We start from the raw sequence: 26,279 nt of genomic DNA on the forward strand, positions 1-26,279 counted from the left end.
GGACACCCGCGGTACTCGGGTTCGCGTCCCTGCCCGAAGGGGCATGCCCCCCTTCCCCCCGGGCGGAACGGCAGGTCATGACCCGCGCGCGCCCCGCGCGCCACGCTGGACGCGGCCAATCATGTTGCAGGGGGAGGATCCGCGATGCCGTCGTACCTGTCGCCGGGCGTCTATGTGGAAGAGGTGGAGGCCGGGTCGCGCCCCATCGAGGGCGTGGGGACGGCGGTCGCCGCGTTCGTGGGGCTGGCGGTCGAGGGGCCGTTCAACACGCCCACGCTGGTGACGAACTGGAGCCAGTTCACCCAGACCTTCGGTGACTTCGTCGACGGCGCCTACCTCGCGCACGCGGTCTACGGCTACTTCCTGAACGGCGGCGGCACCTGCTACGTCGTGCGTGTCGGCGGCGAGCAGGCCGACGCCGGGGCGCCCGCGCCGGCCCGTGGCGCGGGCAAGCAACGCGGGAAGGCGGCCGCCGTGGCCGCGGGACCGCGCGTCGCGCTCGACGGCTTCCAGGTCGCCGCGCTGGACGGCACCGGGGACGGCCTGAGTGTGGAGGTGGCCGACGCGGAGGGCGAGGAGGCGTTCACCCTGATCGTCCGGCGCGGTGACAGCGCCGAGGAGACCTTCGACGTCTCCGCCAAGCGCAGCCAGCGCAACTACGTGGTCACCGTCGTCCGCGAGAAGTCCCGGCTGATCACCGTCGAGGAGGCCGCCGGGCAGACCGCGGGCCGCCCCGGCAACCAGACCGTGGCCGTGCCGCCCGCGGGCGCCGGCCCCGCCGTGGTGCCCGCCGCCATCAGCCCGGAGAGTTACGTCGGCAACTCCGCGGACCGCACCGGCTTCGCCGGCCTGGAGGCCGTGGACGAGGTCACCATGCTCGCCGTGCCCGACCTGATGAGCGCCTTCGAGCAGGGCGCGCTGGACGCCGAGGGCGTCAAGGCCGTGCAGCTGGCGATGATCGCGCACTGCGAGCTCATGGGGAACCGGGTGGCCATCATCGACCCGCTGCCCGAGTTGAACGCCCAGCAGGTCAAGGACTGGCGGCAGACGGGCGCCGGGTACGACTCCAAGTACGCGGCGCTGTACTACCCGTGGATCAAGGTGGCCGACCCCGCGACCGGCCAGACGCGGTTCGTGCCGCCGAGCGGGGCGATGGCCGGGGTCTGGGCCCGCAGCGACGAGAGCCGCGGGGTGCACAAGGCGCCGGCCAACGAGGTGGTCCGCGGCGCGGTGGAGCTGGCGACCCAGCTCACCAAGGCGGAGAACGACCTGCTCAACCCGATCGGCGTCAACTGCATCCGGGCCTTTCCGGGCCGCGGTGTGCGGGTGTGGGGTGCCAGGACGCTGTCCTCCGACCCGTCGTGGCGCTACCTGAACGTGCGCCGGCTCTTCAACTACCTGGAGGAGTCGATCCTGATCGGCACCCAGTGGGTGGTCTTCGAGCCGAACGACGACGCGCTGTGGGCCCGGATCCGCCGTACGATCTCCGCCTTCCTGGTCAACGAGTGGCGCCGGGGCGCGCTGTTCGGCCTCACTCCCGACGAGGCGTTCTACGTGAAGTGCGACCGCGAGACCAACCCCGCCGAGGGCATCGACGCCGGGCAGGTGGTCTGCGAGATCGGAATCGCGCCCGTCAAGCCGGCCGAGTTCGTGATCTTCCGGCTCTCCCAGTTCTCCGGCGGCACCAGCCTCGTCGACGAGTGACCGGCCGACCCCACCACCGCTGACCCCGACTACCCCGGAAGGCAGGTAGCCCCTCATGGCACTTCCCGACCTCGACACCTCGGTGGGCCACTCCTTCGGCCTGGAGTTCGACGGCGTCGTCATCAAGCAGATCACCGAGGTGACCGGCCTGAAGATGGAACAGGACGTCATCGAGCTGAAGCAGAACACCGCCGACGGCAAGTACATGATCAAGAAGCTGCCCGGCCGGCCCAAGGCCGGCGAGGTGACCCTCACCCGGGGCCTCACCTCCGACCAGAGCTTCGAGAAGTGGATCAAGGATTCGCGGTTCGGCAAGATGGGCTCGGTCCGCAAGGGCGGCGCGATCATCGTCTACGACTACGAGGGCACCGCCATCAAGCGGTACACCCTGGTCAACGCCTGGCCCAAGAGCCTGGAGATCGGCTCCCTGAAGGCCGGCGACACCAGCGTGCTGACCGAGAAGGTCGTCATCACCTACGAGTCCATGGATGTCGAGTGATGCACTGATGCGCCGTCAGATGACCGCCCCGGCCGTCGCCGAGGCAGAACAGAACGCCGCGGGCCGCCCGGACGCGGACGGCGGCCCGTCCGCCGAGGCGGCCGGCCGGTCCGAGTCGCTGCGCACCGAGTTCCCCTTCGAACTGCCCCGCGGATACGTCGACGGCTCCGGGCAGGTGCACCGCAACGGCGTGATGCGGCTGTCCACGGCACGCGACGAACTCGTGCCGCTGCGCGACGACCGCGTGCGCGAGAACCCCGCCTACCTGTCCGTCGTGCTGCTCGGCCGGGTCGTGGTCAGGCTCGGCACCCTCACCGACGTGCACGCCGGGGTCATCGAGGACATGTTCGCCTCCGACCTCGCCTTCCTCCAGGACTTCTACCGCCGGATCAACGCCGAGGGCCACACCCGCGCCCAGGTCACCTGCCCGTCCTGCGCGGCGGCGTTCGCGGTCGACCTGGCGGGTGAGCGCCTGGGGGAATCGTGACGTACGCGACCGACGACCTGTACGACGAAGTCGCGTACATCGCCTACCACTTCCACTGGCCCCTGGACGCCATCCTCGACCTCGAACATCCCGAACGCCGCCGCTACCTGGACCGGATCGCCCGGTTCAACCAGCTCGCCGCCGCGGACCGGTGAGCCGTGGGGATCCGGGGGATGTGGGGGAGACTGCTCGGACGGGACGGCCCGGCCGCGGGCGACGCGGCTGCGGGCAACGCGGCGGCGGGTGAGCGGCAGTCCGCCCCGCCGCCCCGCGGCGAATGGCGCGGGCTCGTCGTGCAGCGTTCGACGTTCGGGGCGCCCGCGTTGGTGAGCGCGCCCGACGCGTTCAAAGCGGGGCTTTCGACCTGGCAGAACCCGTCCTTCTCGGCGGGACCGCTGGGCCACTTCGTGAGTGAGGCGGCCCCCGGCGGCGTGGTGCACGGGGTGGCCGAGCCGGTCGCCCCAGCGCAGCGGGCGACGGACCTGCCGGTCCGTCAGGCCGTGCGCGTGGGCCCGGGTGCGGAGGCGCCGGCGCAGGTGCAGCGCCAGGTGCGGCCGGAGGCGCCCGCGGGCCGCTTCACGGTGGCCCGGGCGGTCGAACTGCCGGTCCGCACGCTGCCCGCGGAGCGCGCCAGCTCCGATGTGCCCTCCGTGCACGTGCCGGAGGAGACCGTGCCGGCGCCGGAACCGGCGGCTGTGGAGCGGCCGTTGGTGGGAGAGCGTGCGCCGCTGACGGATCCGGCGCCCGAGGCGGTGTCCGCGCCGGAGTCTGCGCAGGTGCCCGCATCGTCCGTACCCGCCCAGGCGTCGGCGCCGTCCGTGCAGCGGGCGCGCCCGCTGGGACTCGGCGCGCCGCTGTCCTCGGTGTCGGCGCCGGAACCGGCGGCTGTGGAGCGGCCGTTGGTGGGAGAGCGTGCGCCGCTGACGGATCCGGCGCCCGAGGCGGTGTCCGCGCCGGAGTCTGCGCAGGTGCCCGCATCGTCCGTACCCGGCCAGGCGTCGGCGTCGTTCGTGCAGCGGGCGCGCCCGCTGGGACTCGGCGCGCCGCTGTCCTCGGTGCCCCAGGCGCCGCCCGTCCAGCGTCACGCCGCACCGGATTCGGCAGCTCCGGCACCCGGCTCCCGCCCGAAGCTGGGGCGGATCGGCGAACCGCTCACTCAGGTGCCCGTTCCGCCCGCGCCGACCACCCCGCCCGAGGCAGCCCCCCTCGCACCCCTGCTGGGGGAGTCGGCGCCCTTGGTGCAGCGTCAGGAGGCCGACGACTCGCCTGTGCCGCGGCGGATGTCTCCGGCCGGGGCACCCGACCGGGCCGCCACGGGTGGGTCGGCCCTGGTGCAGCGCGTCCCCGCCGCAACCGACGTGCCCCTGGCCGCCGTTGAGGCCGTCCCGCCCGCACGCGTGCCCGCACCGGTCGTCGTCATGGACGTGCCGCCGGTACGGATCCAGCGCCTGGCGGGGCCGGAGGCTGCCCCCGAGGCGCCCCAACCGGGGCCCGTCGCAGGGCTGCTGGGTGATCGCGGCCTGGAGCTCAGGTCCGTACCGACCCCGAGTGAGCCCGAACCCGCCGCCGACGCCCCGGCCGCGCTTCGCGTCCTCCCCCTCGTCTGGTCGCGCCCCGAGGGGACTGTCGCCTCGGGCACGACGGACGGGCGTCCGATGCCACCGGTTCAGCGAGACGCGGGGGACCCACCGGCGCCGCAAGCGCCGCGCGGGGGAACTCCGGCCACCGCGCGGCGGGTTGCCGCAGCGCCGCCGCGAGCCGAGCGGGCACACGTCCAGCGCTCCGCGGCGCCGCCCGTGGGTCCGGCTTCCACGACCCCGGTCGCCGAACCGTTCCGGACCGGACGCGTGCCGGTGCCGCCCGGTCATCCGTCCGTTCCCGTCGAGCCGGTCCCGGTTCCGGCTCCTGTCCAGCGGTTCGCGGAGCCATTGGCGGGGCTGCCCGTCGTGGTCCCGGGCGTTCCGGTCGAGCCGGTCCCTGTCCAGCGATCCGCCGGGTTGCCGATCGTGGTCCCGGCCGGGCGGCCGTCCGTTCCCGTCGGCCCGGTCCCGGTTCCGGCTCCTGAGCAGCGGCACGCCGAGCCGTCGGCCGGGCCGCCCGTCGTGGTCCCGGCCGCGCCCGTCGTCCCGGTGCCGCAGCGGTACGCCGGGCAGCCGAAGGCCGCCGCCGGGAGCCCGTTCGCCGTGCAGAGGCTGGGTGCGCCCTCGGTGGCTCCCCTTCAGCGGTCCGCCCCCGGGACGGTGCCGGGCGACCCGGGGTCGGTGGCGGTCGCGGCGGGGATCGCGCAGCGGGCGGCGGACGGATCGGTGGTCTTCGCGCCGCCCGCGCCCGTCCCTGCCGTGGCGCAGCGCGAGACAGAAGCTCCGCTGCCGTCCCCCGCACCCACCGCGGCGCCGATCACGCCGCCACCCGCACCCGCCGCCGCTCCCTCCCCGGAGCCGCCCAGGGCGGCCGAGAGCACCGACGAACTCGTGCACCGCCTGCTCGCCCCCCTCAGCCGACTGCTCAGGGCCGAGTTGCGGCTCGACCGCGAACGCGCGGGCCTGCGCCTGGACTCCCGCCACTGAGCACGCCGTACACCCGCAAGAGACCTCAAGAGAGAGGAACGCAGCCCATGACCGCGGCCGCAGCCGACGAGGATCCCGCCGTGAGCGTCTGCTTCATCGTGGAGATCGACGACTTCAGTCTCGGCTCCTTCAACAGCTGCGAGGGCCTGGCCTGCGAAGTGGTCATGGAGCAGCGCGAGGAGGGCGGGAACAACGGGTACGTGTGGCAGCTGCCGTCCCGTATCAAGTTCTCGAACATCAAGCTCAGCCGCCCCGTCACGAAGGACACTGCGAAGGTCACCCAGTGGATCGCCGGCATGGTGTCCGGGGTGACGCGCAAGACGGGGCACATCAGCGCGATGACGATGGACGGGACCGTGGTGGCCCGCTGGAGCCTGCTGGACGTCGTGCCGGTGCGCTGGCAGGGGCCGTCGCTGAGCCCGGAGACGCCCAAGGTGGCGACCGAGACCCTGGAGATCGCCCACCACGGGTTCCTCTCCGCCGGCTGATCCCGCGCGACACCCGGCCCGACACCCCGCCCGACGACCCGGAGAAGGAGCACCGCCGATGCCGTCCTCACCCGTCGCGTTCACCGCCGCCTCGCCGGGCGGGACCAAGGGGTCCGCCGCCGGTGCCGGGTCGCGGCCCAAGCTCGAGCGCGCGTATCTGGAGCTGCGGCACCCGCCCGCGGACGGGGGCACGGGCACGCCGGGGCCGCCCCTGGACACGATCGAGTTCCAGTTCAACCCGAAGGAGCTGACCCTCGCCAAGTCGGCGAAGTGGGAACGCAAGACCGCGCGCGGTGCCAAGACCGCGGGCCCCGCGGAGTTCACGGGGCCCGAGCCGTCGAAGCTGACGCTGGAGATGTTCTTCGATGCCACCGGGGCGCAGGACAGCAAGGTGGTCACCGCCGTCGAGAAGCTCTTCTCGTGCTGTGTTCCGACCGACCGGACGCACGACAAGAAGGCCGGCACGCCGCCGTTCGTCATCTTCCACTGGGGCGGGCTGACCGGCTTCGTCGGGTACATCAGCCAGGTCCAGGCGAAGTACACGCTGTTCACGGCGGGCGGTCTGCCGATCCGGGCGGTGTGCCAGGTCACGCTGGAGGAGCTCTCCGCGCAACTGCCGGGCCAGAACCCCACGTCCGGGGCGCTGGCCGCCCGGCGGGTGCACCACGTGGTGACCGGCGACACGCTCCCGCTGCTGGCCTTCCGGGAGTACGGCGACCCGGCCGCCTGGCGGGACATCGCGGAGGCGAACGGCATCGACGACCCGATGCGGCTGCGCCCGGGGAGCACCCTGCTGCTTCCGGCGGCGGAGGAACTCGGCACCTGACACACGCCCAAAGGATCGGCACAGCATCAGCACAGCACCAGGAGAGGACGGACCACCCACGATGGCCGGAGAGACCTTCGCGAACACCCTGGCCGTGGAGGCCGGCGGCGCGCCGCTGCCGCCCGACACGGCCGAACTGCTGGTCTCCGCCTACGTGGACGGCAGCGTCCGGCTTCCCGACCTGTTCGTGCTCCGCTTCCGCGACCCCCAGCACACGGTCCTGCGGAAGACGGGGATCACCATCGGCACCCCGGTCAAGGTGTTCGCCCGCGCCGGCGACGACCCGGAGCGGCAGTTGCTGGTATCCGGCGAGGTGACCGCCGTCGAGGTCGACCTGGACAGCACCGGGACCTTCACCGTCGTCCGCGGCCTCGACCACGCCCACCGCTTCTTCCGCGGCCGGCATGTGGCGGGGTACCGGCAGATGACGGCGTCGGACGTGGCCGTGCAGGTCGCCCGCCGCGCCGGACTGCCGGTGGGCACGGTCGACACGACGACGACGGTGTACGAGCACCTGGCGCAGCCCGGTGTCACCGACTGGGAGTTCCTGCACCGGCTGGCGGATCTCGCGGGGGCCGAAGTGTCCGTCAGCGACGGCAAGTTCTGCTTCCGGGTGCCCTCGCGGGCCGCGGCCGCCCCCGACCCGGCCACCCGGCCGGAGGCCAGTCCGTACGTGCTGGAGTTCGGGCGGAACCTGCTGCGCTGCCACGCCGCCGTGACCGCCGCCGACCAGGTGCAGCGGGTGGAGGTGCGCGGCTGGGACGTGCAGGCCAAGGCCGCCGTGGTCGGCCAGGCGCCCGCCGACCGGGGGGACCGGCTGTCGCTGGGGCTCACGCCCGGGCAGGCCGCGGCACCGTTCGGCCAGGCGGTGTTCCTGGCCACGGACACCCCTTACGGCACCCAGTCCGCCGCCGACCAGGCGGCCCGGGCGCTGGCCGCCGACCTCGCCGCCTCGCTCGCCGAGGTGGACGCGGTGGCGATGGGCATCCCGCGGCTGCGCGCGGGGACGGCGGTGACCCTGGCCAACGTCGGGCCGCCGTTCGAGGGCAAGTACACGATCACCGCCAGCCGGCATGTCTTCGACCCCGACACCGGCTACCAGACGTGGCTCACCGTCGGCGGCCGCTCCGACCGTTCGCTGTACGGGCTCGCCTCCGGCGGAGGCGCGGGGTACGGCGCGGCGGCGGGCCGGATCGGCGGCCTGGTCAACGCGACCGTCACCGACACCCGCGACCCCGAGGACCTCGGCCGGGTCCGGCTGGCCTTCCCCTGGCTGTCCGACGACTACGTCAGCGACTGGGCCCGCACGGCGGGTCTCGGCGGGAAGGGCGGCGGCGGGGTGTTCGGCCCCGAGGTCGGGGACGAGGTGCTGGTCGGCTTCGAGCAGGGCATGGTCGACCGCCCGTACGTGCTCGGCAGCCTCTACAACGGTCAGGACAAGCCGTCCGCCCATGACGCGCCGCTCGTGGACTCCACCTCGGGCGCGGTCAACCGCCGTTCGCTGGTGACCCGTTCGGGCAACCGGGTGGAACTGCTCGACGTGTCGGGCGGCCCGCAGGGCGTACGGATGTCCACCGGCGACGGCAAGCTCACCCTCCATCTCGACCAGCAGGCCACCAAGGTCGTCGTGCGCAGCGACGGCAGTGTCGAGGTGGAGGCCCGGCAGAAGGTGATCGTCAAGGCCGAGCAGGGCGTCAGCGTCGACGCGGGCTCCGGCAGCCTGGAGCTGTCGGGGCAGTCGGTGAAGGTCACCGCGCGCAGTGGCGTGGCACTCGACGGCGGATCGGGTGCGCTCAGCCTCCAGACCCAGGGCCAGGTGGACGTCAAGGGCACCACCGTGGGCGTCAACGGCACCGCGAGCACCGAGATCAAGGGCGGCGCGACCTGTTCCATCAGCGCCGCACTGGTCAAGATCAACTAAGAGGAGCGCCAGGAATGCCCCCAGCAGCCAGAGTCGCCGACCCCACCGGGCACCCCGGTGTCATCGGGCCGCCCGGCGTGCCCACCGTGCTGATCGCCGGCATGCCCGCGGCCGTGGTCGGCACCCCGCACATCTGCTCGTTCCCGCCGCCCGCCGTGCACCCGTCGTCCGCGATCGCACCGCCCGGCTGCCCGACCGTCCTCATCGGGGGCATGCCCGCCGCCCGGGTCGGCGACCTCGCGGTCTGCGGGGCGCCGATCGTGATGGGCGCCCCGACCGTACTGATCGGCGGGTGACCGGGCCGTGGGAGAGCAGTTCATCGGCGCCGGCTGGGCCTTCCCCGCGCGCACCGACGCCACCGGCTCGGTGGCCCTGGTCGTCAGGGAACGGGAGATCGAGGAGAGCATCCGGCTGATCCTGGCCACCGCTCCCGGCGAACGCCCCATGCGGCCGCTGTTCGGCTGCGGCATCCACGACTACGTGTTCGCGCCCGCGGACGCCGCCACCGCGGGCCGGATCGCCTACGAGGTGCGGGTCGCGCTGGAACGGTGGGAGCCGCGGGTCGACCTCGTCGACGTCACCGTCACCTTCGACGGGGTCGACTCCGGCACGCTCTACATCGACCTCAGATACGCGCTGCGCGGCACCAACGACCCGCGCAACCTGGTCTTCCCGTTCTACGTGATCCCCTCGCACGACGGCGGGGCGGGCGCGGACGCGCCCGCCGGCCCGCACGGTTCCGCCGACGGAGGTGGCCGCTGATGTCCCTGCCCCGCCCCCATCTGGACGACCGCAGGTTCCAGGACCTCGTGGACGAGGCCAAGCGGATGGTGCAGCAGCGCTGCCCCGAGTGGACCGACCACAATGTCTCCGACCCCGGCGTCACCCTCATCGAGACCTTCGCGCACATGGTCGACCAGCTGATCTACCGGCTCAACCGGGTGCCCGACAAGCACCACGTGGCGCTGCTCGACCTGATCGGACTGCGGCTCTTCCCGCCGGCCGCGGCCCGCACCGACGTCACCTTCTGGCTCTCCGCCCCGCAGCCGGGCCCGGTGGCGGTCCGGGAGGGCACCGAGGTCGCCACCGTCCGCAGCGAGACCGAACAGGCCGTCGTCTTCAGCACCCTGCGCGACCTGATCGTCGTGCCCTGCGAACTGGCGGTCCTCGCGGTGCGGCCCGCGGACCCGCGCGGCCAGGGTGCCGTACCGGCCGCGGCGGACCGGACCGCCGAACTCGCGGGCGGCCGGGGCGTGGCCTGTTTCAGCGACGTCCCGCAGCCGGGCGACACCGTACTGTTCGGGCTGTCCACGGCCGTCCCGTCCTGCGTCGTCGCGCTGCGGCTGGCGTTCCCCGTCGCGGGCCACGGGATCGACCCGGACGACCCGCCGCTGGTGTGGGAGGCACGGACCGCGGAAGGCTGGACTCCGTGCGAGGTCGAGCGTGACGGCAGCGGCGGCTTCAACCGGCCCGGTGACGTGCTCGTCCACGTGCCCGAGGGCCATGTGGCCGTCGCCGAGGCCGGGCGCCGGGCCGGCTGGCTGCGCGCCCGCGTGCTGCCGCCGGACGGGGTCCGCCGCCCCTACTCGGCGAGCCCGCGGCTGCTGTCCGCCACCGCGTTCACCATCGGCGGCACCGCGCCCGCCGCGCACGCCGAACGCGCCGCCGGCGAGGTGCTGGGCCTGTCCGAGGGCGTGCCGGGGCAGGTCTTCGCCGTGGCCCGGCCGCCCGTCGTCGCCGGCCGTGAGCCCTTCACCGTCGAGACCCTCACCGCCGAGGGCGCGCAGGAGTGGGCGGAGGTCGGGCACTTCGGCGACTCGGGGCCCGGCGACCACCATGTGCGGCTCGACCGCAGCAGCGGGGAGATCGCCTTCGGACCCGCGGTGCGGGAACCCGACGGCTCCCTCAAGCAGTACGGCGCCGTGCCGCCGCAGGGTGTGCCGATCCGCGTCCGCCCCTACCTGACCGGCGGCGGCCGGCGCGGCAACGTCGCACGCGGCGCGCTGTCCGTGCTGCGCAGCTCGATCCCGTACATCGCACGCGTCGGGAACCGCGCCGCCGCCAACGGCGGGGTCGACGGCGAGGACGTCGAGAACGCCAAGCTGCGCGGCGCGCTCTCGCTGCGCTCCCGTGAACGGGCCGTCACCGCAGAGGACTACGAGTACCTCGCCCGCCAAGCCGCGCCCGAGATCGCCCGGGTGCGGTGCGTGGCCGCGGAGAGCGGGACCGACGCGGGCGGCGTGCGCGTGCTGCTCGTGCCCTGGGCGGAGGCCGACACCTCGGGCCGCCTCGCCTTCGAAGGGCTGGCCTGCCCGGAGGAGCTGGTGGCGCGGGTGGTCACCCGCCTCGACGCGCAGCGCGCGCTGGGCACCCGGCTCGTCGTCGAACCCCCCTTCTACCAGGGCGTCACCGTCGTCACCACCCTCCGCGCGACGTCGTCCGCGTCGCCCGCACGCGTCCAGCAGGACGCGCTGACCGCCCTCTACCGCCACCTCAACCCCCTGACCGGCGGCGCCGACAGGGCCGGCTGGCCCTTCGGCCGGTCGGTGCAGTCCGGCGAGGTCTTCGCGGTGCTCCAGCAGGTGCCGGGCGTCGAACTCGTGGAGGGCGTGAAGCTCTTCCCCGCGGACCCCGGCAGCCATCGCCGCGGCGAGCCCACCGACCGGGTCGACCTGGCGGCGGGCGCGCTGGTCTTCTCCTACGACCACCAGGTGCGGGTGACGGGCGCATGAGCGGTGGTGTGCCGCCGACGGGCGGCGAGGGGATCAACTACCGAAAGGCAGGGCGCGAGCCCGCCGAGCCTGTGCCCGCACCCGCACCCGCACCCGCACCCGGGGACGGTGGAGGCGGACGTGCGCTCGTTCCCGGGCTGATCTCACGGTACCCACTGGGGCTCCAACTGCCCGGCGTGTACGCCGACGACGACTTCGTCCAGCGCTTCACCGCGGGGCTCGACGAAGTACTGGCGCCGGTCCCCGGCACCCTGGACAACCTGGCCGCCTATCTCGACCCCGCGCTCGCCCCGGCCGACTTCACCGTGCTGCTGGCGGCATGGGTCGGCGCGCGGCCTGCGGACGGGCCGGTGGGCGCCGCGCGCCGCTCCGAGATCTCCGGTGCCGTACGGACCCACGCCCTGCGGGGCACACGGGCCGGCCTCGCCGAGGAGATCCGCCGCGCCTTCGGTGTCGAGGCCGAGATCGAGGAGAACGGCGGAGCGACCGGATCCGTCACACCGGGGACCCCGCTGCCGGGCTCGCCCGAACCCCGGCTGTCCGTACGGGTCCGCGTCCCCGACCCCGAGGCGTTCGACGCCCGCGCCCTGACCGCTCTCGTCGCGCGCGGCCGGCCGGCCCATCTCCCGTTCACCGTCGAGGTCGTCCCCGGCTGACCGTCCCGCCCGAAAGGGCACGCAGGCGGTCCTCCCGGCTGCCCCGGAGCGGCTACCGGGGGACACCGCCGGTGGTGACCATGGAATCGGGCGGAGCACATGAGCACCACGACAGGGGGAGAGCGGAAAGTGATCGAGTGCACGCAGTGCGGGAAGCGGTGCGAGCCGGGCGAGCAGTTCTGCGGATCGTGCGGGGCGTTCCTGGAGTGGACGGAGCCGGCCGCCGCCACGAGCCCGCGCCCGGCCGCCGCCGTGCCGGAGCAGCCCGCCCCGCGGACGAGCGTGCGCGCGGAATCGCCCGCCGAGGCGCCCGCCGTGCCGCCGGACGTTCCGCCGCGCCCGGAAACAGCGCCCGTGCAGGCCGTGCCCATGCAGGCCGCGCCTGCCCCGGGATCCGCCGCGAGCGCCGTCACGGCCCCCGTCCAGCCGTCCGCGGGTCCCGTGCAACCGCGCGCCGGAGAGCCCGTTGCGGCGCGCCCCCGCCCCACCGCGGTGTCCGCCCCGGACGAACCGCCGCCCGCGCCGGGTGACCTGATCTGCGGTCAGTGCGGTGCGGGCAACGTTCCCACCCGGCGGTTCTGCCGTCGCTGCGGTACCTCTCTGGCCGACGCCCCGGCCGCGCCGCGGGCGTCGTGGTGGCGCAGGCTGTTCACCCGCCGTCCGCGCACCGCCCCGGCAGCCGGCGACCGGCCGGGGCCGGGATTCTCCGGGCGGGTGCGCCGGCCGCGGTTCCTGGTCCCCGTCCTCGTGGTCGCCGTGCTCTGCGCCGCTGTTTTCGCCCTGCGGCCCCAACTGCGCCAGGCGACGGAAGCGGTGAAGGACCGCCTCGCCACCGCCCAGCAGGTGCACGCGGTGGGCGTCAGCGCATCGAGCGCGTCCCGCGGACATGCCGCCTCCCTGGCGGTGGACGGCACGACCGACCGCTACTGGGCACCGGACCGCGAGGGCGACGGCAAGGGGCAGTACCTGGAGGCGCGGTTCGACGAGCCGTTCCGGCTGCTCGACGTGATCGTCTACCCGGGCATCTCCACCAACGCCCAGCAGTTCCTCACCCAGGGCCGCCCGCAGACCCTGCTCGCCACGGTCACCGACGCGCACGGCACGGTCACCCAGCACACGGTGAACCTCGCCGACAGCGCCGGCGAGCAGAAGTTCCACATCGCGGTGAGCGACGTCGTCCGCGTCCGGCTCACGATCGAGAACGCCTACGGCGCTGGTAGCGGACACCGGGTCGCCGTGGGCGAGGTGGAGTTCTTCAAGCGGGGCTGACGTCGAGCCCCGGGTGCGCGCGTTGCCGCGCCGCGCGGCACCGTCCGGGATGCGCGCGCCTGCCGTTGCGATCGTGGTCCGTAGGCGGTCGTGGCCGTGCTCGACTTCTGCGGGCGTCAGGGTGGCACACCTCAGCCGGCTGACGTCGAGCCCCGGGTGCTCGGGGGGCCCGGCGGCCGGTGTCCCGCCGAGACCGTGCCGCGTGGCGCCTTTCCGGGATGCGTGCTTGTCACAATTCGGCCTGGTGTGTCGCGACCGGCGCGCCGGGCCGCGTCCTGGAAGGGGGCGACGGACAGTGCGTGGTGGGCCGCGGCCTTCGGCCGGGGTTCGATCTCGGCGGTCGGGGTGGCGGGCATCAGCTGGGTGACGTCGAGCCTGGGGTGTTCGCGGGGCCGGGCGGCCGGTATCCCGGCGAGGCCGTGGCGCGTGGCGGCGTCCGGCTCTGCCCCGGTCCTCGGTGGGCGGACGCCGAGTTCTTCCAGGATCCGTGCGTGCCGCAGCTGGGCCTGGTGTGTCGCGACCGGGTCGCCGGGCCGCCGGTGCGCGAGCGCCAGCAGGCGCCGGGCCGCGTCCTGGAAGGGGTGGACGGACAGTGCGTGGTGGGCCGCGGCCTTCGGCCGGGGTTCGATCTCGGCGGTCGGGGTGGCGGGCATCAGCTGGGTGACGTCGAGCCTGGGGTGTTCGCGGGGCCGGGCGGTCGGCAGTCCGCCGAGGCCGCGCCGCGTGGCGGCGTCCGGCTCCGGGGCGGTGCCGGGTGGGCGGACGCCGAGTTCCTCCAGGATCCGTGCGTGCCGCAACTGGGCCTGGTGTGCCGGGGCGACCGCGGTAGGCGGGTGGTCGCGGCCGAGGTCGAGCTCGGCGGGCGGCGCCCATCAGCCGGGCGCCGCGGGGTGCTTCAAGCGGGGCTGACGTCGAGCCTGGGGTGTTCGCGGGGCCGGGCGGTCGGCAGCCCGGCGAGGCCGCGCCGTGTGGCGGCGTCCGGCTCCGGGGCGGTGCCGGGTGGGCGGACGCCGAGTTCCTCCAGGATTCGTGCGTGCCGCAGCTGGGCCTGGTGGGCCGCGACCGGGTCGCCCGCGCGCCGGTGCGCCAGCACCAGCAGGCGCCAGGCGGCGTCCTGGAAGGGGTCGACGGACAGTGCGTGGTGGGCCGCGGCGACCGCGGTCTGCGGGCGGTCGCGGCCGAGTTCGACCTCGGCGAGCGTCAGGGCGGCGCGCACCAGTTGGGCGCGGTGGTACTCCCGCAGCGGTACCACCCACTCCGCAGGCCCGTCCTCGGGCAGGAGTTCACCGGTGCAGAGGTGCAGCGCCAGGCCGAGCGACTCCGCGGCCTGGTCCACCGATCCGTGCGACAGCAGGCGCATCCCGGTCGTCACGGCGGCCTCGAACCGCTGCACGTCGCAGCTCCCGCCCGGTTGCGGCGAGAGCATGTACGCCTCGCCGGACCGTAAGAGGATGCGGCTCGCCCCGCGGTCGATGCCGGGCTCCAGGAACGTGCGCAGTGCGGAGACCGCGACCTGGAGCCCGCGGCCCGCGTTCCGTTCCGGGGTCTCCGGCCACAGGGCTGCCATCAGCCGTTCGCGGTGCACCGGTTGCCCCGCGTGCACGGCCAGCAGCCGGGCCAGCGCCCGGACCCGGGGCCGGGTCGTCCGCCAGTCCAGCACCCGGTCCCCGAGCGTCGCTTCGAAGCGGCCGAAGCAGCGCAGCGTCAGCGGGCCGGGGCTGTCCTGAGCGGCCGGGCGGGCGGCAGGAAGGGGAGCCGGCCGGGCGGCCCGCGCGGTGGGAGCCGCGGCGGCGCGGAGCCGCAGGTGCTCACGGAGCAGCGGCACGCAGTCGTACCTGCCCTCGGTGCGGCGTGACACCAGCCCGTAGCCGTCCTCCAGCTCGTCCAGGACACCGGAGCCGTCGTCGGTGAGCCACGGTCCTTGCGAGGTCCGGCAGATCTCGGCGAACGCCTCGGCGAGCCGGCCGGGCAGCACACCCAGCACTTCGCGATCGAGGTAGCCGCGTACCGCGGCCGAAGCGAGTACGGCGCCGGCCCGGTCGGTGTCCCGGCGCGGCACTTGGAGGCACAGCCGGAGCGCGACCGGCCAGCCCCGCGTCAGCCGGCTCAGCGTCTCGTACTCCCGCGCGGTCGCCGGTGCGCCGCCCGGCGGGTCTGCCGTCGCCAGCGCCTGCCGGAACTCCGCCTCGTCGTGGGCGAGTTGGTCCGCGGTGACGACGACGGTCCCGGAGAGTTCGTGCCGGGCCAGATTGATCGAGGGCCGTCTTCGCCCGGCGAGCACGATCCGCAGGTTCGGCGGTGCCAGCAGCGCCAATTCCTCCAGCGCGTCCTCCACCGGTGTGCCGTGCACGAGGTGGACGTCGTCGACGAGCATCAGCACCGGCCCGGCGCGCCGCTCGACGGCCGTGAGCACCGACTCGACCGTGGCCGGCACCGGGGGTTCCGCCGTGGAGTGCCCGCCGTCGGGGCCGGCTTCCAGCAGCTTCCGCATCAGGCGGTCCAGCAGGGGGGCCGCCTCACGCGTGTCGCGGTACGGCCGCCAGCTGATCACCTTGCCCCTCGCGGCGAAGGAGTCGGCGTAGTGGGCCAGCACGATGGACTTGCCGTACCCCGCGGGCGCGACGACGAGCGCGAGGGGTGAGGCCTGGTGTCCGGAGAGCAGGTCCACGACGCGGGGCCGGAGGGGACCGGACCCGGTGGGCGGCATCGTAGGGGGCTGCGCCACGACGAAGGGCTCCTTCCCGTGACCGGGCGGGGACCGAGGTGGATTCCTGACTGCCCGGAGGGTGCCGGGCAGACCCGCTGGCGGCGGGCGGAGGAGGGATCACCCATCACTCTAGGCAGCCGTGGTGTCACCCGCTAGGGAGCGGTGGGCTCCGCCACGGAGTTGAGACGCGTCCGGGTACATGGGTACGGATTCGTAACGGCTCTGGATCATGACCCTTGCCGCGGCGGCCCGGGCACAGCACGGACGCCGGTGCCGCGGGGCGCGTGCGCGCCCCGCGGCACCGGCGTCCGGTGGTCCGTTCCGGGTCAGGTGTTCCAGACCTGGAACTCCGAGAGCTGACCCGCGGGCCAGCCGTCGTTGGCGGTGACCGTCACCCGGACCCAGCGCTGGGTCGTGGCGGGGAAGGTGATGGTGACGGTGTTGTTCGCGCCCGGGGTGAAGCTGTAGGACGCGGACGACTTCAGCGTGCTGAACGCCGAGCCGTCGGTGCTGCCGGTGAGCGACAGCGTCTCGTTGCGGGCGCCCCAGCCGGCCGGCAGTTGGAGGACGACCTTGCTGACGCTCTGGGCGGAGCCGAGGTCGACCTGCGCCCACTGCGGGAAGGCGTTGTTGGCGCTCTCCCAGTAGCTGGCCTGGTTGCCGTCGGTCAGGTTCGAGGACGGGTAGACGTCGGTGTGGCTGGACTCGGTGGTCGGCCGGCCGGCCGCCAGGTTGGTCGCCACGGTGCCGCTGCCGGTGCCGGACAGCGCGACGGTGACCGGGTTGTTGGCGGCGTTGCCGTTGATGGTCAGGGTGCCGGTGCGGGTGCCGGACGCGGTCGGGGTGAACGTCACCGCGACCGTGCAGCCTGCCCCCGCCGCGAGGGACGTGCCGCAGGTGTTGCTCTGCGCGAAGTCGCCGGAGGCGGTGACCGAGGAGATCGTCGCGGCGGCCGTACCGGTGTTGGTCACCGTGACGTTCCGCGCGGCGCTGGTCGTGCCGGGTGCCTGCGTGCCGAAGGTGAGCGAGGACGGGCTGACCGACAAGGTCGCCTGCGGGTTGCCGCTGCCGCCGCTCGGGAAGACCTGGAGGTCGGACAGTTGGGCCGCGTTCCAGCCGGTGTTGGCGGTGATGTTGATCCGCACGTAGCGGGCCGTCGCCGCCGGGAAGGTGACGGTCACCGTGTTGTTGTTGGCGTTCGGGTCGAAGGTCAGCGGGGCGGACGCGGCCAGCGTGTCGAAGCTGCTGCCGTTGGTGGAGCCCTGCACGGACAGGGTCTCGGTGCGGGTGGCCCACGCGGTGGACGGCGGGAGCCTCAGCACGGCCTTGCCGACGCTGAAGTTCTGGCCGAGGTCGACCTGCACCCATTGCGGGAAGGCGCCGCCCGCGCTCTCCCAGTACGTGGCGGCGTCCGTGTCGGTGACATTGCCCGCGGCGAAGGTGCCGTTGGCGGAACTCGCCGACGCGGGACGTCCGGCCGCGATGTTCGTGCCGCTGTCGATGCCGGTGCCGCCGAGCGCGACCTTCGTCGGGCTGTTGTTGGCGTTGCTGGTCAGCGTCAGCGTGCCGCTGCGGGCGCCGCCCGCGGTCGGCTTGAAGGCCACGGTGACCACGCAGGACGAACCGACCGGCAGGGAGCCGCAGTTGTCGGTCTCACTGAAGTCGCCGGTCGCCGCGACGGCCGAGACGGTGGCCGCGCTCGTGCCGGAGTTGGTGACGGTCACCGTCTGCGCGGCGGCCGTCGAGCCGACGACCGTACCGGCGAAGGTGAGAGCGGCCGGGTTGGTGTTCAGCACCGGGCCGGGCGCGGTGCCCGTACCGGTCAGCGAGACGGTGCTGGTGTTGCCGCCCGCGGTGAGGGCCAGGGTGCCGGTGCGTTCCCCGGTCGCGGTCGGCCGGAAGGTGACGCTGACGGTGCAGGAGCCGTTCGCCGGTACCGATGTGCCGCAGGTGCTGGTCTGCGCGAAGTCGCCCGAGGCGGCCAGCGCGGTCACGGCGGCGGCGGTGCCGGTCGGGTTGGACACCGTCACGGTCTGTGCGGCGCTGGTGGAACCGGTTGCCACCGAACCGAAGTTGAGCGCTCCGGGGGAGGCGGTGACACCCGTGGGCGGGTAGGGCGGGAAGACCGGGGCGGGGAAGCCGCCGCAGAAGGGCGTCCCGGAGATGCCGGAGTTGCCGCCGCCGTCGGTGACGGCGAAGTTGGAGCCCTCGCAGCTGTAGACGGGCGACGGCGCACCGACGCCGGTCGCCGTGACATTGGTGAACGTGGCCGCGCCGCCCGTCTGTTCCTGCAGCGCGAACGTGCCGGTGCCGGCGATCGTCACATTGCTGAGGTGGACGCCGCTGACCGTGCCCTCGACCCACTGCACGGCCTCGTAGGGGCTCTGCTGGATGAGCGCGTTGGTCACGTTGATCGGGCCCGTGATCGCGCCCTGGCTGCCGTCGAACCACAGCGCGCCGACGCCGAACTGCCAGTTCGGGTCGAGGCTGCCGTCCCGGATCATGGTGTTGCCGGTGATGTTGGTGGTGCCGACCGGCGTGGAGGTGAAGCGCTGGCCGACGTGGATGCCGCCGCCCTGCGCCAGGCCGGCGTCCACCACCAGGTTGCCGCTCACCGTGTTGTCGTGCCCGCCGTAGATCGCGATGCCGTTGGCCAGGATCGGCATCTGCACGGTGTTGTTGGAGAACGTGTCGTTGACGTCGGCGCCGAGAGCGGCGTCCGCCCAGGTGGCCAGTCCGTCGTCACCGGTGTTGCGGATGTCGCTGTTGGTGACGGTCGAGTTGGTCACGCCGCCGTGGAAGTTGACACCGTCGGCGGTGGTGTCGCGGATCCGCAGCCCGCTGAACGTCAGCTTGTCCATCGGGCCGTCCATCCAGGCGCCGACCTTCAGGTGGTCGATCCAGATGTTCGACGCGGAGGAGTTGCTCATCGCGCCGCCGATGCCGTTGACCTGGTCGCAGTCGTTCCGGGTGCCGACCTGGCCGAAGATCGCGAAGTTGGAGAGGTGGACACCGCTGCTGACCCCGCGGTTGCCGCCGACCCCGCAGCTGTCGGGCTCGCCGAGGCCGTAGAAGCCGGGCGCCGCACCGGTCACCGTCGAGTACCACATGCCCGCGCCGGCCACGGTGACGTTGTTGACCGTGATGTGGCCGGGGATCTTGAACGTGCCCGGCGGTATCCACACCGTGCCGCCGGCTCCGGCCGCGCTGATCGCCGCGTTGAAGGCCGCCGTGGCATCGCTGCCACCGGTCGGGTCGGCGCCCTTGGACGTGACCGAGACCGAGCCGGACGGCTGCGACAGCGCCGCGCCGACCTGCTCGAAGTCGGCGAAGTCGATGGTGGTCGTCGTGCCGCCGGAGCCCACCTGGAGGGTGAAGGTGGTGCCCGCCGGATACGTCTGCGGCAGCAGCCGGTGGACCTCGTCGTAGAAGTGGTGCCGGTTGCTGCCCGGGGTGTTGGTGAACGGGTAGCTGCCGTAGTACCAGCTGTAGGCGTTGGTGAGGGTGAAGTCGGGCTGTGCGGCGCCGTTGATGGCGAAGGACAGCGGGGCGGTGTAGGACGAGCCGCCGGAGCTGTCCGGGATGCTGTAGCGGAAGTCGATCGAGTTGGTCGCCACGGGGGTGGTGAAGGTGACGAACTTGCCGCTGCCCTGGAGGGTCACCGCCTTGCGGTAGGACGCCTCGTCAGCGAGCTCGCCGTAGGTCCAACTCGGGCCGATCACCGTGCCGTTGGTGGCGGAGTTCTCCGCCTGCACCTCGACGTAGGGCAGGTTCGCCCCGCTGCCGCCGGTGGCGGCCGCGGCGAAGGCCGGGGCGGCGCCCAGCGCGATCGTGCCGCCGGTGGTGAGCAGGGCCGTGCCGGCCGCGACGGCGACGGCTCGTCTCAGGGACGGCCGTCTCCGGCCTCGGAGGATGGGGGGTATACGCAACATCACATGCTCCTTTCGGCGCAGAATATCCGTTCTGTACCAGGGGGGTGGAGCGCCAACGCAAGGGGCACCGTAATGTCGCGGATACACCCGCGCAATATCCCGGCGCATCCTCGTGAGAAAGTAACTTTTTTGCGCAAGATTCTGCGTTCGCAGACGTGAGGAAGAAGCCGGTGGCAAGGGGTCCATGCCGTGCGAACTGCTGACGATTCGTCATATCCCGTGCCGCTCACCAGGTCGCGGGACCGGTCGGCAGCGGTCTCTTCGCCTGTTCAAGAAGGCGTAATATCCGGGTATGGCATTGCGCAACGCGGTACTGGCGGCCCTTCTGGAGGGGGAGGCTTCCGGCTACGACCTCTCCAAGAGGTTCGACGCGTCGGTGGCCAACTTCTGGATGGCGACGCCCCAGCAGCTGTACAAGGAGCTGGACCGCATGGAGTCCCAAGGCCTCATCGAGGCCCGGGTCGTCCAGCAGGAGCGCAGGCCCAACAAGCGCCTGTACTCACTGACCGGGGCCGGGCAGCAGGCGCTCCACGACTTCACCGCTGAACCTCCCCGGCCGACCGCCATCCGCGACGAGCTGCTGGTCAAGGTGCAGGCGGTGGACGGGGGAGACGCGACCGCCGTGCGCACCGCGATCGCGGAACGCCTGGAGTCGGCGCGGGCCAAACTGGCCCGCTACGACCAGGACCGCGCCCGCCTGCTCGCCGGGCGCACCGAGGAGCAGTTCCTTGCCGGGAGCGACCGGATCGGCCCGTACCTGACCCTCATGCGGGGACGCGCCTTCGAGACGGAGAACATCCTCTGGGCCGAGCGGGCGCTGAGCATCCTGGAACAACGGGCCTCGCTCCCGGCCTGAGCGCGGGAGGGGCTGCCTCAGCGGTCGTCCCCTGCGCGCCGGTCCAGACGCAGGAGGCCGCGTGCGCACAGCTCGTCGAGCACCTGCAGCAGCAGGGGGCGCGCCTCGGTGGCGGGGTCCCGGGCCGGCGGCCGCGGTACATCGTGCGGCTCGGGCTCGTCGGCGCCGTGAATGCACTGCCGGACCATCGGCACCGCCCCACCCGGCGGAGACACTCCGTACGGGTGCCTTCAGTCCGGGCCCTCGACCGGGAGCTCCAGACGGACCTCGTACCCCCCCTCCGCCGTCGGGCCCGAACTGAACGTGCCGTTCAGCAGGGCGGCGCGCTCCCGCAGCCCGACCAGGCCGTACCGCGCGCTCGGCAGCGGGAGCGGGCGGCGGGTGGGCTGGCCGTTGGTGACCGTGGCCCGGACGACGCCGGCCTCGCGCCGGACCCGCACGGAGGCGGTCGCGCCGGGCGCGTGCTTGCGCACATTGGTCAGCGCCTCCTGCACCGTGCGGTAGACGGCGCGCTGGACGGGCGCCGGGAGCCCTTCCGGCAGGTCCATGTCGAGCTCGGCCTCGATGCCGCTGCCGCCGACCAGCCGTTCCAGGTCCGACACGGACGGCTGCGGGGTCAGTTCGGTCGGACGGCTGCCGGCCGCGCGCAGGACGTCCACCATGTGCCGCAGTTCGTCCAGGGTCTGCACGCTCAGCCGCCGGATCGTCCCCGCTGTCTCCTTGACGGCCGCGTTCGGCGCGCCGACCTGCAGCGCACCCGCCTGCACGGCGATCAGGCTGACCTGGTGGGAGACGACGTCGTGCATCTCCCGCGCCAACTGGGCGCGTTCCGTCGCCAGCACCGTCTGGGCGGTGAGCAGGCGTTCGTGGTCGCGTGCCTCGGAGATCTCACGGAGCCGCAGGGACAGGTCGCGACGGGCCTGCACCAGCTGCCCGAGGAAGAGCGGGGCGGCCGCCGTCGTCGCGGTGTAGCCGAGGGTGATGAAGGTCGCCGTCTCCGTGAGATCGAACCGCGGGGACGGCCACGGCGGCACGTCGCACAGCGTGAAGGCCACCCCGCAGAACGCCAGCAGCATGCGGCGCCGCGTGAACGTGGCCAGCGTGTACAGGGCAGCCAGCGAGGCGAAGACCGCGGACGAGACGAGCACGGCGGGCAGGGTCAGCAGGAACGTGATCAGCGGGCGGTGGCGCCGCAGCATCAGCGAGAGCGCGGCCGTCAGGCCCCACGCCAGGCTGGCGGAGTCGTCGAAATGGACGTTCACGCGGACGTCGAGCAGCGCGAAGAAGACGAGCAGCACGTCCAGCAGCAGGAGCGGCGGGCCGCGGAACCGCATCCGCCGCCCCACCCGCCGGAGGCGGGCACCGGCGCCCGCACCGGCCCGGAGCACGCGCCGAGCGGCCGGGGCCTGCAGAATCGTGCGCGCCGCACGGCATGGGCCCATGCCCGATGCCTACCCCGCCCGCGGCCGTACCCCGTCCGCGCGCCGCCGCACCGGCCGGATGGCGGATGCCGTCCCGCCGGTCGGTGGAGGCAGCCGCCGCCGACTGGAGGATGGATCCCGGCGAGGCCCGGCGGGATGCTGTAACCAGGAAAAAAGATGTCCGCACTGCCACGCGGCAGCCACGAACCGCAGCACCCATGGCCGGCGCCTGCGGCCTTCTCACGTCGCCTCGTCACCCGAGTGGCGGCAGACAGCCCACGGACCGTGTGGGAGAACGGTTGCCGGAGCCTCGCAACACGGCCCGGTACCCGACCGGGAAAGGAAGGAGGCCACCGTATGGCGATCCACCTGACCCTTCTGTGCGCGGCCACCGAGACCAGCGGACGCGAAGCGGTCTTCGGCGACGAGCCCGCGGGGAAGCGGCTGCCCGGCAGCATGGCGCTGCCCGCGTTCGTCACCCACCCGCTGACCATCCGGGCGCCCTCGGCACGCTGCGCACGGACGGCGGCCGCTCTCGGCCTCGAACCGACCGTCGAGCCCGCACTGCGGGACCTGGACTACGGGCGCTGGAAGGGCCACACCCGCGGGGAGATCGCGGCCATGGACCCCTACGGCCTGTCCACCTGGCTGACCGACCCGGACGCCGCACCGCACGGCGGCGAATCCGTCCGGCAGCTCTGCGACCGGGCCGCCGACTGGCTCGTCAAACTGCCGCGCGGCACCCGGCCGACGCTGGCCGTGGTCGAGCCCGCCGTCGCCCGCGCCCTGCTCGTGCACGCACTCTCCGCGCCCGCGAGGACCTTCTGGCACCTCGACGTGCGGCCGCTGTCGTCGGTGTCGCTGGTCTCCACGGACCACGGCTGGCAGGTCACCCCCGCCTACGAGGCGGACCGCGACTCCTCCCGGCCGGCGGGAAGCGTGCCCATAGCGGTCAACGGGGCGCCCTTCGGCTCCCCCCGGCGCCACGCGCCGGTGGAGCAGGAGAAGGCCGCGGCGCCGCCGCTCTCGTGACGCCGCTTTCGTGACGCTGTGACGCGAAGGCGCCCGCGGCCGGACGGCCGCGGGCGCCCCTCTCACGCCGTCTCAGGGTGCCAGGCCGGCGCCCTTCATCTGCTCCTGGCCGACCTCGGTGATGATGCCCTGAAGGGTGGCCTCGTCGATGCCCGCACAGGCTCCCGGGCGGCTGAAGTCGGTGGAGTTGTTCTTGATGTCGTCGAACAGCTCGGTCACGGCGGCCTTGCAGGCGGCCGTGTCGGACGCGGCGTCGCTGCCGCAGCCGGTGAGCAGCAGGGCGGCCGCCGCGGTGACGACGGCGGCCGCGAGTGCGGCGGTACGTGTGCGCATGGTTCCCCCCGTGGTGATGGCTACGGGAGCATCATGCGCCGCCGTTCCGCCGCCCGGGCGGCCCGTGACCGGGCGGTGCCACGGCTGTGACACCCCGAGTACCCCGGACCCGGTGTGAAGACGGCCCGGTGGTCCCGTGTCAGACGCGGACCCCGAACTGGAACGGCATGTTGTTGATCGACTCGTAGCGGACGAACGCGCCGGAGTGGGGCGCGTGCAGGACCATGCCGTTGCCCGCGTAGAGGCCGACGTGGTGCTGGTCGCCGTAGAAGATCACCAGGTCGCCGGGCTTGAGCTGACTCATCGTCAGGCGGGTGCCGGCGTTGGCCTGGTCCTGCGACATCCGGGGCAGTTTGACATCGGCCTGGGCGTACGCCCACATGGTCAGGCCCGAGCAGTCGAAGGACGTCGGACCCGTGTGGCTGAAGACATACGGCATGTTGATCCGGGTCTGGGCGGCCGCGAGCGCGGCGGCGGCGCGGCCGGAAGCCGGGGTGTCGTTGCCCAGGTTGACGTGCTCGCCGCCGACGCCACGGACGTCCGCGGCGGCGACCGCTGCGCGCTGAGCGGCCGTCAGCGAATTCAGCAGCTTCTGCGTCTCGGCCAGCTTGCCCTGGACCGCCTTCTTGTTCCTGCTCAGTTCGGTGCGGGTCCGGTCCAGCTCGGAGAGTTTGCTCGCCGCCTCCGCCTTCTGCTGGTCGAGGCTGCGCTTCTTCTCCGCGATCTGCCGCAGGCCCTCGGCCTGCTGGGTGCTCAGCGCCTCGATCGTGGACGCCTTGTCGAGGTAGCTCTCCGGGTCGGCGGAGAGGAAGAGCTGGAGCGTGGGGTCGATGCCGCCGCTGCGGTACTGGGCGCTGGCGAGGGCGCCCAGGTCGTCCTGGAGGTCGTTGAGTTCGCCCTGCTGGCGGGCCACCTCGTCCTGGATGACCTCGACCTGCTTCTGCAACTGCTCCTGCTTCGCCTTGGCGCCGTTGAGCTTCTCGGTGGCCTGCTCGGTCTGCTCGTACAGCGCGTCGACCTTGGCCTTGACGCTCTTGACGGACTGCTTGGCCGGGGCGGCCTGGGCGGCCTGGGCGGAGAGGGCCACGGCTGCGGCGGCGGTCGCGGTGAGCACGGTGACACGTGCGCGACTGGTCTGCTTGGGACGACGGTGGGACGCCACGCAGGCGAGCTCCTTCTTCCTCCAGCCGCCTGCCGCATGCGTCGGGAACCGCGGTTCCCCGGCCCCGAGCGTCGGCGTCCCCCGTCGTACGCACGCCGCTTGGGATCGGCGGGACCTCTGCCGCCACCCCGATTGGGTGATCGCTGCACAGAAGTTCGAGGCATGACCTTAGTGACCATCTTGTGATCGGATCAAATCCCTTACGAAATAAAGTCGTCCGACCGAGCCCCCGTTTTGCCCGCATCGCACCTAAGGTGACGGTGAGTTGGCGCAGGGCTACGGGTCGCCGGCCCGGAAAGATCGTTGGGGCGGGCACCCGCCGAGGGGGATACTGGCGCCCATGCGAATCGACTTCGATCCCGAGGCCATGGGCCGCAACCCGTTCTACAAGCTGCTGACCTCCGTGGTCGTGCCGCGGCCCATCGCGTGGGTGTCGACCCTGAGCGAGGCGGGAACGGCGAACCTCGCCCCTGCGAAGTTCTGAGGAAAGCGGTAGCGGTCCCAAGGTACGTTAGCCCTGGTCAGGGGGTTCTGCAAGGAGATTCGCCTGCACTCGTCATCTCCAGGCGACCCCCACCGGAAGGAACGAACAGCCCCTCCCGCCGCGGCAGCAGCCCCAGTAGCCTGTCACAGCGGTCGTCGCACATGACAAGAGCATGCAATGCATGATCACGGACAGTTGACTCGACCGGATCAAACGTCCGAATCGCAAGGCAAGTTCCTCATCGGTCGTGATCGCGAACTCGTGAAAGTCGCGTTCCTGCTTGACCGGCTGCACGCCGGGGTCGGCGAAAACCTGATCGTCACCGGCCCGCCAGGGGCAGGCAAGATCGCCCTCATGACCGCTGTCGCGGAACTGGCCGCCGACTGCGGGATCCGGGTCGCCCGCACCGGTCGTATTGAGCCGACGCGGGCGCTGCCGCGCTCGCACCGGCGTACCCAGGTGAGCCAGTGCTCGTGCTCGCTGACACTGCTGGCATCTGCGACCTGACCCGGCCGGACCCCGGTGTGTTCCGTGCCGCAGTCACAGCATCCACGATCTGCCGGGAACCGTTCGGGGAAGTCGTCGATCTCATTGGCATGCGCCTGGCGCAGCAATATCAGGTTGGCGGCGCTGCGGTTCTCCTCTTCCGACATGTGTGGACCCCACCGAGGACCGTTCTCGCGCCGCGCATGGATATGCGCTACCTCGTGTTGAGCACCATCTTGCCCGTGTACATGATGTCCCGGTACAACGGTTCAGCGCACCCGACGCTGGGGTTTTGTGAGCCCCAGCCACTTCAGCCGTGTCTTCCGGGCGGCTTACGGTATGACGCCTCGCGAATGGCAGGTTCATGGCCTGCCCGGTGAGCGGCGCACCGCTGAGGGGCTTTGAGGTGCGCCTTTCCTCTCCGCTCCGGACGTGACCTCTACATCTGACGCTGTCGGATTGCCCTCTCGTCGCCACCAGAGATTGTCGCTGGGTGCGAGGCTCTTCTGGATGCGCTGCGCCGCTATGACCGTTGCCGCAGGCAGACGGACGGGCAGCACGCAGTACCGGGAGGCCAGAGGGGGCTTGGCAGCAGTCGCCGAGGCGATCAACGTCCTTCGCGCTACTGACTTGTAATGCGTGATGTCGTGGGGTGCTGACAGGTTGTGATCGTCGCGGTACACCACGGTCATGAGGTACGCGCAGGGTGGCGGGCTG

Annotated in this window: 23 protein-coding genes and 2 pseudogenes; 18 read left to right on the forward strand and 7 right to left on the reverse strand. The window is 72.9% G+C overall.

Annotation, left to right across the window (positions count from 1 at the left end):
- Nucleotides 1-144: 144 nt before the first annotated feature.
- The 13 genes from ABZ883_RS40655 (at nucleotide 145) to ABZ883_RS40715 (ending at nucleotide 13,149) form a co-directional block, all read left to right on the forward strand.
- Nucleotides 145-1,704: a phage tail sheath subtilisin-like domain-containing protein gene (locus ABZ883_RS40655; protein WP_360916510.1), complete on the forward strand. Its 1,560-nt coding sequence runs from the start codon at nucleotides 145-147 to the stop codon at nucleotides 1,702-1,704.
- 55 nt (nucleotides 1,705-1,759) lie between these two features.
- Nucleotides 1,760-2,203, forward strand: a complete 444-nt coding sequence (locus ABZ883_RS40660) for a phage tail protein (protein ID WP_360916513.1) — start codon at nucleotides 1,760-1,762, stop codon at nucleotides 2,201-2,203.
- Entirely contained in the window at nucleotides 2,193-2,690 is a 498-nt protein-coding gene (locus ABZ883_RS40665) for a hypothetical protein (protein WP_360916516.1), read from the forward strand. Before ABZ883_RS40660 ends, ABZ883_RS40665 begins: the two co-directional genes overlap by 11 nt.
- Nucleotides 2,687-2,845 (forward strand): DUF6760 family protein, encoded by a 159-nt coding sequence (locus tag ABZ883_RS40670; protein WP_360916518.1) that lies wholly within the window; start codon nucleotides 2,687-2,689, stop codon nucleotides 2,843-2,845. Before ABZ883_RS40665 ends, ABZ883_RS40670 begins: the two co-directional genes overlap by 4 nt.
- Nucleotides 2,846-2,863: 18 nt before the next feature.
- Entirely contained in the window at nucleotides 2,864-5,257 is a 2,394-nt protein-coding gene (locus tag ABZ883_RS40675) for a hypothetical protein (RefSeq protein ID WP_360916521.1), read from the forward strand.
- 47 nt (nucleotides 5,258-5,304) lie between these two features.
- Complete coding sequence (locus ABZ883_RS40680; protein WP_360916523.1) at nucleotides 5,305-5,745, forward strand: phage tail protein; 441 nt, start codon at nucleotides 5,305-5,307, stop codon at nucleotides 5,743-5,745.
- A gap of 58 nt (nucleotides 5,746-5,803) precedes the next feature.
- Nucleotides 5,804-6,571 carry a LysM peptidoglycan-binding domain-containing protein gene (locus ABZ883_RS40685; RefSeq protein WP_360916526.1) on the forward strand — a complete coding sequence of 256 codons (768 nt, stop codon included), beginning with the start codon at nucleotides 5,804-5,806 and terminating at the stop codon, nucleotides 6,569-6,571.
- A 61-nt stretch (nucleotides 6,572-6,632) separates the two neighbouring features.
- Nucleotides 6,633-8,492: a VgrG-related protein gene (locus ABZ883_RS40690; protein ID WP_360916529.1), complete on the forward strand. Its 1,860-nt coding sequence runs from the start codon at nucleotides 6,633-6,635 to the stop codon at nucleotides 8,490-8,492.
- A 14-nt stretch (nucleotides 8,493-8,506) separates the two neighbouring features.
- On the forward strand, nucleotides 8,507-8,788 hold the full coding sequence (locus ABZ883_RS40695; protein ID WP_360916532.1) for a PAAR domain-containing protein: 282 nt from the start codon (nucleotides 8,507-8,509) through the stop codon (nucleotides 8,786-8,788).
- Nucleotides 8,789-8,795: 7 nt separating this feature from the next.
- Nucleotides 8,796-9,254, forward strand: coding sequence for a GPW/gp25 family protein (locus ABZ883_RS40700; RefSeq protein ID WP_360916535.1), 459 nt, complete (start codon nucleotides 8,796-8,798; stop codon nucleotides 9,252-9,254).
- The gene (locus ABZ883_RS40705; protein ID WP_360916538.1) at nucleotides 9,254-11,224 is read left to right on the forward strand and encodes a putative baseplate assembly protein; all 1,971 of its coding nucleotides are present in this window, start codon (nucleotides 9,254-9,256) and stop codon (nucleotides 11,222-11,224) included. The genes ABZ883_RS40700 and ABZ883_RS40705 overlap by 1 nt, the downstream gene beginning before the upstream one ends.
- A 176-nt stretch (nucleotides 11,225-11,400) precedes the next feature.
- Complete coding sequence (locus ABZ883_RS40710) at nucleotides 11,401-11,880, forward strand: phage tail protein (RefSeq protein WP_360916540.1); 480 nt, start codon at nucleotides 11,401-11,403, stop codon at nucleotides 11,878-11,880.
- Between the two features lie 99 nt (nucleotides 11,881-11,979).
- Nucleotides 11,980-13,149, forward strand: a complete 1,170-nt coding sequence (locus tag ABZ883_RS40715; protein ID WP_360916543.1) for a hypothetical protein — start codon at nucleotides 11,980-11,982, stop codon at nucleotides 13,147-13,149.
- A 131-nt stretch (nucleotides 13,150-13,280) separates the two neighbouring features.
- Here ABZ883_RS40715 and ABZ883_RS40720 read toward each other — a convergent pair whose 3' ends face one another.
- From ABZ883_RS40720 to ABZ883_RS40730, 3 genes are all read right to left on the reverse strand, one after another.
- Nucleotides 13,281-13,946, reverse strand: coding sequence for a hypothetical protein (locus tag ABZ883_RS40720; RefSeq protein WP_360916546.1), 666 nt, complete (start codon nucleotides 13,944-13,946; stop codon nucleotides 13,281-13,283).
- A 98-nt stretch (nucleotides 13,947-14,044) separates the two neighbouring features.
- Nucleotides 14,045-15,874, reverse strand: a complete 1,830-nt coding sequence (locus ABZ883_RS40725; RefSeq protein ID WP_360916549.1) for a BTAD domain-containing putative transcriptional regulator — start codon at nucleotides 15,872-15,874, stop codon at nucleotides 14,045-14,047.
- 308 nt (nucleotides 15,875-16,182) lie between these two features.
- Entirely contained in the window at nucleotides 16,183-19,788 is a 3,606-nt protein-coding gene (locus tag ABZ883_RS40730; RefSeq protein ID WP_360916552.1) for a choice-of-anchor D domain-containing protein, read from the reverse strand.
- A gap of 292 nt (nucleotides 19,789-20,080) precedes the next feature.
- Here ABZ883_RS40730 and ABZ883_RS40735 point away from each other — a divergent pair, with 292 nt between their 5' ends.
- Complete coding sequence (locus ABZ883_RS40735; RefSeq protein WP_360916555.1) at nucleotides 20,081-20,644, forward strand: PadR family transcriptional regulator; 564 nt, start codon at nucleotides 20,081-20,083, stop codon at nucleotides 20,642-20,644.
- Nucleotides 20,645-20,661: 17 nt separating this feature from the next.
- Here the strand turns inward: ABZ883_RS40735 and ABZ883_RS40740 are convergent, their stop codons facing one another.
- Complete coding sequence (locus ABZ883_RS40740; protein WP_360916557.1) at nucleotides 20,662-20,838, reverse strand: hypothetical protein; 177 nt, start codon at nucleotides 20,836-20,838, stop codon at nucleotides 20,662-20,664.
- 36 nt (nucleotides 20,839-20,874) lie between these two features.
- Nucleotides 20,875-21,978 (reverse strand): histidine kinase, encoded by a 1,104-nt coding sequence (locus tag ABZ883_RS40745; protein WP_360916561.1) that lies wholly within the window; start codon nucleotides 21,976-21,978, stop codon nucleotides 20,875-20,877.
- 444 nt (nucleotides 21,979-22,422) lie between these two features.
- Here ABZ883_RS40745 and ABZ883_RS40750 point away from each other — a divergent pair, with 444 nt between their 5' ends.
- A complete protein-coding gene (locus ABZ883_RS40750; RefSeq protein ID WP_360916564.1) occupies nucleotides 22,423-23,097 on the forward strand; it encodes a histidine phosphatase family protein in 675 nt (224 codons plus the stop codon).
- A 72-nt stretch (nucleotides 23,098-23,169) separates the two neighbouring features.
- Here the strand turns inward: ABZ883_RS40750 and ABZ883_RS40755 are convergent, their stop codons facing one another.
- Complete coding sequence (locus tag ABZ883_RS40755) at nucleotides 23,170-23,430, reverse strand: hypothetical protein (protein WP_360916567.1); 261 nt, start codon at nucleotides 23,428-23,430, stop codon at nucleotides 23,170-23,172.
- A 139-nt stretch (nucleotides 23,431-23,569) separates the two neighbouring features.
- Entirely contained in the window at nucleotides 23,570-24,592 is a 1,023-nt protein-coding gene (locus ABZ883_RS40760) for an NlpC/P60 family protein (RefSeq protein ID WP_360916570.1), read from the reverse strand.
- Between the two features lie 340 nt (nucleotides 24,593-24,932).
- Here ABZ883_RS40760 and ABZ883_RS40765 point away from each other — a divergent pair.
- The 3 genes and pseudogenes from ABZ883_RS40765 to ABZ883_RS40775 form a co-directional block, all read left to right on the forward strand.
- A pseudogene (locus tag ABZ883_RS40765) lies at nucleotides 24,933-25,064 on the forward strand (flavin reductase family protein); the annotation flags it as partial.
- Between the two features lie 189 nt (nucleotides 25,065-25,253).
- Nucleotides 25,254-25,583, forward strand: a complete 330-nt coding sequence (locus ABZ883_RS40770; protein ID WP_360916573.1) for an ATP-binding protein — start codon at nucleotides 25,254-25,256, stop codon at nucleotides 25,581-25,583.
- A 258-nt stretch (nucleotides 25,584-25,841) separates the two neighbouring features.
- Nucleotides 25,842-25,967, forward strand: a pseudogene (locus tag ABZ883_RS40775) (AraC family transcriptional regulator); the annotation flags it as partial.
- Nucleotides 25,968-26,279: the final 312 nt, after the last annotated feature.

It is taken from the genome of Streptomyces sp. NPDC046977, assembly GCF_040644455.1.
Classification (GTDB): domain Bacteria; phylum Actinomycetota; class Actinomycetes; order Streptomycetales; family Streptomycetaceae; genus Actinacidiphila.